Raw genomic sequence first — 6,538 nt, 5'->3', positions numbered from 1 at the left:
CCACCAGCCTCGACCGGAACTCCTTCCCCCCGGCCCCCTACGTCCATGCCTACAACGCAGACGGCAAGGAGATCTACAACCAGAAGACGCAGCCCACAGCCAAGAACACCCGTCAGTAGGCGTCACCGCAGGCACTTGGTGGTGGAGCGGCCATCCCCGCAGTCGCGCGGCGGATGAGCATACGCAGTGTGACAATCGCAGCGGACAGGCAGAGGTGGAAGTCCACGACGCGACTGAGTTCCTCAGTGCAGCGCCGCAGCTTGCCGAAGCTGTTCATCCACGCGCGGCTCCGCTCCACCACCCACCGCTTGTCGGCCCGGCCGCTGCCAGGAACGGCTGCGAGGCCAGCCCCACCGCGCGCCGGTCGTGGTCGCGCTCGCCGCCGAAGACGTCCTCGGCGGCGAGCGCACCTACCTGTTCTCCCTCGGCTCCCAGGCCGGCAACAGCCACCTGCACTGGCACATCGCCCGCCCGCCCCACGGCGTGCCCTACGAGCGGCAGCAGTTCGAGGCCCTCGCCTTTGGCAACGGCGTCCTCGAGTACCCCCCCGCCAAGCGCGCCGACCTCGCCGACCGGCTGCGCGGGGCCATCGCTGAACGGACGCGGGCCAGATGACGCTGCACCGGGCATGGTGGTCCGACTAGTTTCAGGCCCGGCGGGTCGCCAGCTCCTGAGTAGGACTCCGTGCTTTCTGGCGGCATGGACATCATCAGGTACCGCGGTGCGCTCGCCGATCTCATGGAGGAGCGGGTTCGGAGCCATCCTGCCCCCGTCGCACCAGGCCTCCGTCGGAGTGGCGCTGCTGGCGGTAGAACTCGTCCCGGCCGACAAGCTGTCCACGTTCCTGCGCATCGCGGCGAAGGCCGCCGAAGAAGCTGCAGAGGGCCACCTCCCCGAGATCTGGTCCTACGGCACGCACCTGGGCCGGGTCTACGGAGCTGACCACGACGTTCCCGACCCCGGCCCCCGGCCGGGGCACGAGTACCGAGATCTCCACGGAGATTGGGTCCTACGGTGCCGGCGGCCGGTCCCACTACGAACCCCGGCCCGTGGACCCGTCCCGCTGGGACTGGGCCGGCGACACTCCCTGATCGAGCGCCGCGTTGCCTGCACACGCATTCTGGAGGGACCGGTCCGCGCCCGACCCCCGAGCGGGCAGCGGACCGGTCCCCAGGTGCCAGTGCCAGGTCACCTCGACATGCTGTGCGAGGAACAGCAGCGTGGCGACGGCCAGCCTGGAGCCGGCGTTGGCCAGCATCGCACCGAGCATCCGGTTCGGATCACGCCAGGCCGGCCGCTCCTGCCCCGCCGCCTGAGGCCTGTTCGTGCTGCCGGTGCGCGGCGCCGTGTTCCGGCGCCGAGAAGAGCGTGTGGTCATGATGGGTTCCCTCCGAGTCGTGGCTGGCACGGACTCAGCGGCGTACGCGACGTTCTGGTGTACGCGGCGCCCCGGGCAAGGCCGGGCGGGTCCGTGGCACCGGACGTAGGAAGTCAGGAACGCCAGTCAAGTAGCTCCAGGGACCGAAAACCACGATGGCAACCAGAGGCCGACAGAAGCTAAAACTGGCGGACTCTACACGTCCCTGTCGGCTGGTCAATCCCCGTCGACCTGTGACTTCGGCCGGGAACATGACGGTGGCCTCCATCCCCTGAGCAGGGTGTGGAGGCCACCGGGCTCGTGGTGCGGCGGTCGGGGCGTCGGCGGGCCGGGGCGCTGCTACGCGTGGTCGCGGGCACGCGCGGGTGGGCGTCGCCGTCCCGGGGTGAGCGGCTCCCCCCGGGACGGCATCACGGCCTACTGCCCGGTGCCGGCCGCGGGCGGTGCGACGGTTTCGCCGCCGGTGCGGACGGCGTCGAGGACACGCTGGTGGTAGTGGGCCAGGGACTCACCCGCGGGCAGGGGGGTGGGGGTGCCGGTGAGGGTGTACCACTCGTCGGCGCCGCGGGTCTGGACCGCGACCCATGCCTGCCCGGTCGGGAAGGCGGTGGTGACGACGGTCAGCTCGCCGGTGATGCAGCCGACCTCTTCGGTCATCACTCCGCCGGGTCCGGCGGTCACGTGCGCCTGGTGGCGTTCGGCGTTTGGTGGGACGGTCACTGGTCGCAGGTGTCGAGCATGTCGGACAGGGCCTGCTTCTCGGGGGCGGTGATGTTGAGCTGGTAGTGGCTCTTCACCTCGATCCACGCCCTGCTGTACGTGCACCAGTACGACCGCAGCGGCGGCTTCCACAGGTCCGGGCCCTTGTCGCCCTTGGAGCGGTTGCTGGCCGCGGACACCGAGACCAGCTGAGGCTCCACCAGGTCGTTCGCGAGCGCCTTCCTCGTGCTCGTGTCCCAGAGATCGGCACCGACTGCGCCAGGCGTTCGCGAGCGGCACGACGTGGTCGACGTCAAGATCCTTTGAGTTGGTGAAGGCCTTGCCGTCGTACGGGCTCATCCAGGTGCCGGAAACGGCTTGGCACTTGTCGTTCTGGACGACGTCTTGGCCGTCACGCTGGAGGACGACCTCGCGGGTTATCTGCATGCGTTCCGTGACTCCGTGCCACGTGGGCCACAGGGGCAGGCCGCCCTGTGCCTCGCTGATATCGACCATACGGTGAGGGACGAGATCCACAGATGATGCAGGAGAGCACCACCGCATGTTCAGAGCAGAGAAGGCGATATCCCCGGCCACCGGGGCGGTCACCTGGCTCCTCGTTGACGAGGAGACGTACATCCCTCACCCGGAGAGCCTTGAGTACTCCATCCACCTGCGCGCCAAGAACCGCTCGCCGCAGACTCAGCGGAACTATCTGCCCCGCGTCGGGCGGTTCCTGAACTGGTGTTCCGGACGCGGCACCGACTGGAAGACCGTGTCGCTCGGCGAGATGGCGCGCTACAAGTTCCACATCGAGCAGACGCCGGACCCGCGTACCCTCCGTCTGCCGACCGGTACGACCATCAATGCCGTGGTGGGCACCGCCTGCGGGTTCCTGCGCTGGTGTGCGGCGACCGGCATCGTGGCCCCCGAGGTCGCGTCCGCACTCAGCGAGCCCCGGTTCCTCCAGTACACGCCGAAGGGCTTCAATGAAGGCGAAGACGGACAGTTCCGACGCGTCAACGCCCGTGTCCTGAAAGCAGCCGAGATCGAGCTGCCACCCGCCGTCCTACTCACCGGGCAGGTCGACCGGATCCTCTCGGCTGCCGGCACCGCGCGCGACCGCTTCCTGCTCGCGCTGCTCCTCGGTACCGGCCTGCGCATCGGCGAGGCGCTTGGCCTGCGGCGCGAGGACATGCACTTCCTGCCCGACTCCCAGCACCTGGGCTGCCAGATCGCCGGGGCGCACGTGCACGTCAGGCCCCGCCAGAACAACAGCAACGGTGCACGCGCCAAATCGGGGAGGCACCGGCACGTTCCCGTCGAGAGGCGGGTGGTGAACGCCTACCGGGACCACCTCGTTGAGCGCGACGGTGTCCAGCAGGCCGCGGGATCCGACTTCGTGTTCGTGAATCTGGCCTCGCGCCATGCCGGTTTGCCCATGTCGTATTCGAATGCCAAGCAGATCATCGAGCGGATCGGCAACCGTTGCGGGTTCCGGGCCCGGCCGCACATGATGCGGCACACAGCGGCGGGCGCCTGGATCCGTGCGGGAATCGACCCTGACGTGGTGCAGACTCTGCTCGGTCACGTCTCCGCGGCCAGCACGGCTGTCTACCTCCGTGCCAGCGACGACGATCTGCGTGCAGCAGTCGATCTGGTGGCAGCCGGAGGAATCCGATGACCGTCGCGCACGACTACGCCGAACTGCCCGCGAGCCAGGTCGCACGGACCGACTGGGCGGCCTGGCTCGCCGACCGGCTCGACCTCCAGTGGCGGACGGGTGAGTGGGATCCCGGCAGCCTGCTGTTCACCACGGATCTGGACAGCCCGCGGACCCGGGCCTTCGCCTGCCGCGTGACGGCCTGCGGCGTGCTGGTCGAGTCGCCAGCATCCCGCTGCGAAGCATGTCGGGCTGTCAGCGCACGGCGCGGTCACCCGGCCGACTTCGATACGACTCACACGCCCTCCCTGCCCGCGGTGCGGCAGCCCAATGTGGGGGATGGCCTGCAACCGGGCCGGTCACAGTGCGCTCTCGGGGACCTCTCCACAGCAGTGCGGGCGGAGATCCTCTACTGCCTTCAGCGTCGTGACGAGGAGGACCGCCCGGTCGTGCCCGCGTTGATGCGCCGCATCGTCCGCAACCTCCCGCCAGGGCTGTCCTCGCTGATGGACCTCGGCATGCCGTTGTCCATCACGCACCTCCCCAAGACCACATACAGCCTGGTCAACGACATGCAGGTCAGACTCCGCCGGGCCCGCGTTCAGTACGACGGCGTCGATCCGACGCTCGGAGACGTCTGGGACTGCGCGCTGGTAGGGCTGCTGTCCGCACCGAACCGCCGCTATCCCGCGGCCAGCGGGCACCTGGACTTCCGGCCGATCCGGCAACGGTGGCTGCGCGAGATCGTTAAGGAGTACGGGCGAGCCGTGCGGCCCACCGTGTCGGAGTTGAGGCGCACGGCTAACGTCACGGCGCTCGCCTCGAACGCGCTGGCGTCCAGGCCCGCCGCCGAGAGGCCGCAGGCGCTCGCCCTGGCCGACATGACCGTTGTTGTCGAGGCCATCGAGATCGCCCGCAATCCAAAGAACGGCAGCGCCTACTCCCAGGCCCAGCGCAGGGCGATGCTGGGCTGGTGGCGCCGACTCCTTCAGTACGCGCGCCTGGCCGGCCTGATGGACGACATCCCGGGGGTCTTCGCGCTCAGCCCCGAGCTGCACGGCATCGAGGCCGTCGACATGACCGAGGACGAGAGTGGCCGCGCGATCCCCGAACACGTCATCGCGCGGCTCGACCAGTACCTGCCCCTGATGGGCGCGGAATCCACCTACAAGCACGCCGGCTGGCAAGCCGGCGACTTCGCGGCCATGTATCAGGAGGTCTACCGCATCATCCGCGACACCGGACGCCGTCCTGAGGAAGCCACCTCGCTCAAGCGCGACTGTCTGCAGTGGATCGACGGCAAGCCGTCCCTGATCTACGACAACCGCAAACGCAGACGTTACGGCCGGCGCCTTCCGATCAGCCCGGAGACCGCACGGCACATCCAGCAGTGGCAGAAGCACCGCGACAGTCTCCCGGAGATGCCGGGCTGCGAGGAGTGGCTCTTCCCGGCACCCGGAGCCACACGCAGATCCCGCGTCAGGTACCTGACCGCTCACTACTTCTCCGCCAGGGTCTTCCGCGACTGGGTTGACGGCATCCCCGAACTCCTCGACAACCGCCTCGACGACAACGGCGACCAGGTCCCCTACCGCCGTTCGGAGACCATCGCCTACGGCCTGCGACATGCCTACGCACAGCGGCACGCCGATGCCGGAACCGCCATCGACGTGCTGTGCAAGCTCATGGACCACCGCTCACTCGACGTCACCATGGGCTACTACACCGTCTCCCAGGAGCGGCGTCGCAAGGCCGTCGAAACGGTGGCGGTACTCGCCGCCGACCGTCACGGGAACCCGAGAGGCTCCAACGACCCGCTCGCCTACGAGCTGCGATCCGTGGCGGTGCCGAACGGAGGATGCACCGAGCCCAGCAACGTCAAGGCCGGCGGCGGGCACTGCCGCATCCGCTTTCAGTGCGCCGGCTGCGACTTCTACGAGCCCGACCCCTCCTACCGTCCGGCACTGGAGCAGACCATCGCCGATCTGCGAGCAGATCGGGAGGCAGCGACGGCCATGGGCGCCGCGGACTGGGTGCTGGCGAACTTCGAGCACCAACTGGAGGCATACGCAAAGGTCTTGGCCGAGATGGACGAGCGCTTGGCTGGTCTGTCACCGCAGGAACGGGATGCGGTGGAGGCGGCGTCGAAGGAGCTGCGGAAGGTCCGCGCCTCTCAGGCGTTCTTCCCCGGTGACACTCTGGACATCAGGAGGGCCCCGTGATGGATCCGACGACCGTTGCCCGCGAGGCCCGCGTAGAGCGGCTGCGGCAGGCACGGACCGCCGACAGCAAGGCCAAGACCAAGCGGAGCCTCGACGCCGTCGCCGGCCTCGTCGCCGCAGGCGAGCGGATTACGGTCGCGCGCGTGGCCCGCAAGGCCGCCGTCTCCACCTGGTTCGTCTACAACAGTCCGGACGTCCACCAGGCGGTGCAAGCTGCCGTCCAGGAACAGGCCCGGCACGGCATTCCGGCCGCAGCCATTCTCCCGAAGTAACGGGTCAGCGAAGCCAGCCTGCAGACCGACCTCGCACTCGCCCGCGAAGAGATCAAGGGCCTGAAGACGGAACGGGACCGACTCCAGGATCGGGTCAGGCTCGCCCTCGGCGCTGAGATCGACGACGTCCAGCGAACCGAACTTCTCCGCCGCATTCGGGACCTGGAGAGCCACAACGCGCTCCTGATCTCCGAACTTGCCGAGCAGACCGCGCGAGCTGGAAGGCTCGAACGTCGCACAGTCGAGCTGGAAGACGAGGTCACCGCGGTCCGTAGAGCCCTCACACGATCCATTCGAGCGGTTC

Annotated in this window: 6 protein-coding genes and 1 pseudogene; 4 read left to right on the top strand and 3 right to left on the bottom strand. The window is 68.7% G+C overall.

Annotated elements, in window-relative coordinates; genetic code table 11:
* Positions 1-112: 112 nt before the first annotated feature.
* Positions 113-316 (bottom strand): annotated as a pseudogene (locus tag ACIP37_RS36635) (hypothetical protein); the annotation flags it as partial.
* 50 nt (positions 317-366) lie between these two features.
* Between ACIP37_RS36635 and ACIP37_RS36630 the strand changes: the two are divergent.
* Entirely contained in the window at positions 367-615 is a 249-nt protein-coding gene (locus ACIP37_RS36630) for a hypothetical protein (RefSeq protein ID WP_363589329.1), read from the top strand.
* Between the two features lie 1,180 nt (positions 616-1,795).
* Here the strand turns inward: ACIP37_RS36630 and ACIP37_RS36625 are convergent.
* Positions 1,796-2,098: a hypothetical protein gene (locus ACIP37_RS36625; RefSeq protein ID WP_400812382.1), complete on the bottom strand. Its 303-nt coding sequence runs from the start codon at positions 2,096-2,098 to the stop codon at positions 1,796-1,798.
* Entirely contained in the window at positions 2,095-2,277 is a 183-nt protein-coding gene (locus ACIP37_RS36620) for a hypothetical protein (protein WP_400812380.1), read from the bottom strand. The genes ACIP37_RS36625 and ACIP37_RS36620 overlap by 4 nt, the downstream gene beginning before the upstream one ends.
* A 362-nt stretch (positions 2,278-2,639) precedes the next feature.
* Here ACIP37_RS36620 and ACIP37_RS36615 point away from each other — a divergent pair, with 362 nt between their 5' ends.
* From ACIP37_RS36615 to ACIP37_RS36605, 3 genes are read left to right on the top strand one after another with little or no spacing between them, the layout of a single operon-like run.
* Positions 2,640-3,761, top strand: coding sequence for a tyrosine-type recombinase/integrase (locus tag ACIP37_RS36615; protein WP_400812378.1), 1,122 nt, complete (start codon positions 2,640-2,642; stop codon positions 3,759-3,761).
* Positions 3,758-5,962: a tyrosine-type recombinase/integrase gene (locus tag ACIP37_RS36610; protein ID WP_400812376.1), complete on the top strand. Its 2,205-nt coding sequence runs from the start codon at positions 3,758-3,760 to the stop codon at positions 5,960-5,962. Before ACIP37_RS36615 ends, ACIP37_RS36610 begins: the two co-directional genes overlap by 4 nt.
* The gene (locus ACIP37_RS36605; RefSeq protein ID WP_400812374.1) at positions 5,962-6,234 is read left to right on the top strand and encodes a DUF6262 family protein; all 273 of its coding nucleotides are present in this window, start codon (positions 5,962-5,964) and stop codon (positions 6,232-6,234) included. Before ACIP37_RS36610 ends, ACIP37_RS36605 begins: the two co-directional genes overlap by 1 nt.
* The last annotated feature ends 304 nt before the right edge of the window (positions 6,235-6,538 follow it).

Source organism: Kitasatospora sp. NPDC088861, assembly GCF_044750105.1.
Lineage (GTDB): Bacteria > Actinomycetota > Actinomycetes > Streptomycetales > Streptomycetaceae > Kitasatospora.
The sequence above is the reverse complement of the archived record's forward strand: the minus strand, read 5'-3'. Positions and strand labels throughout refer to the sequence as shown.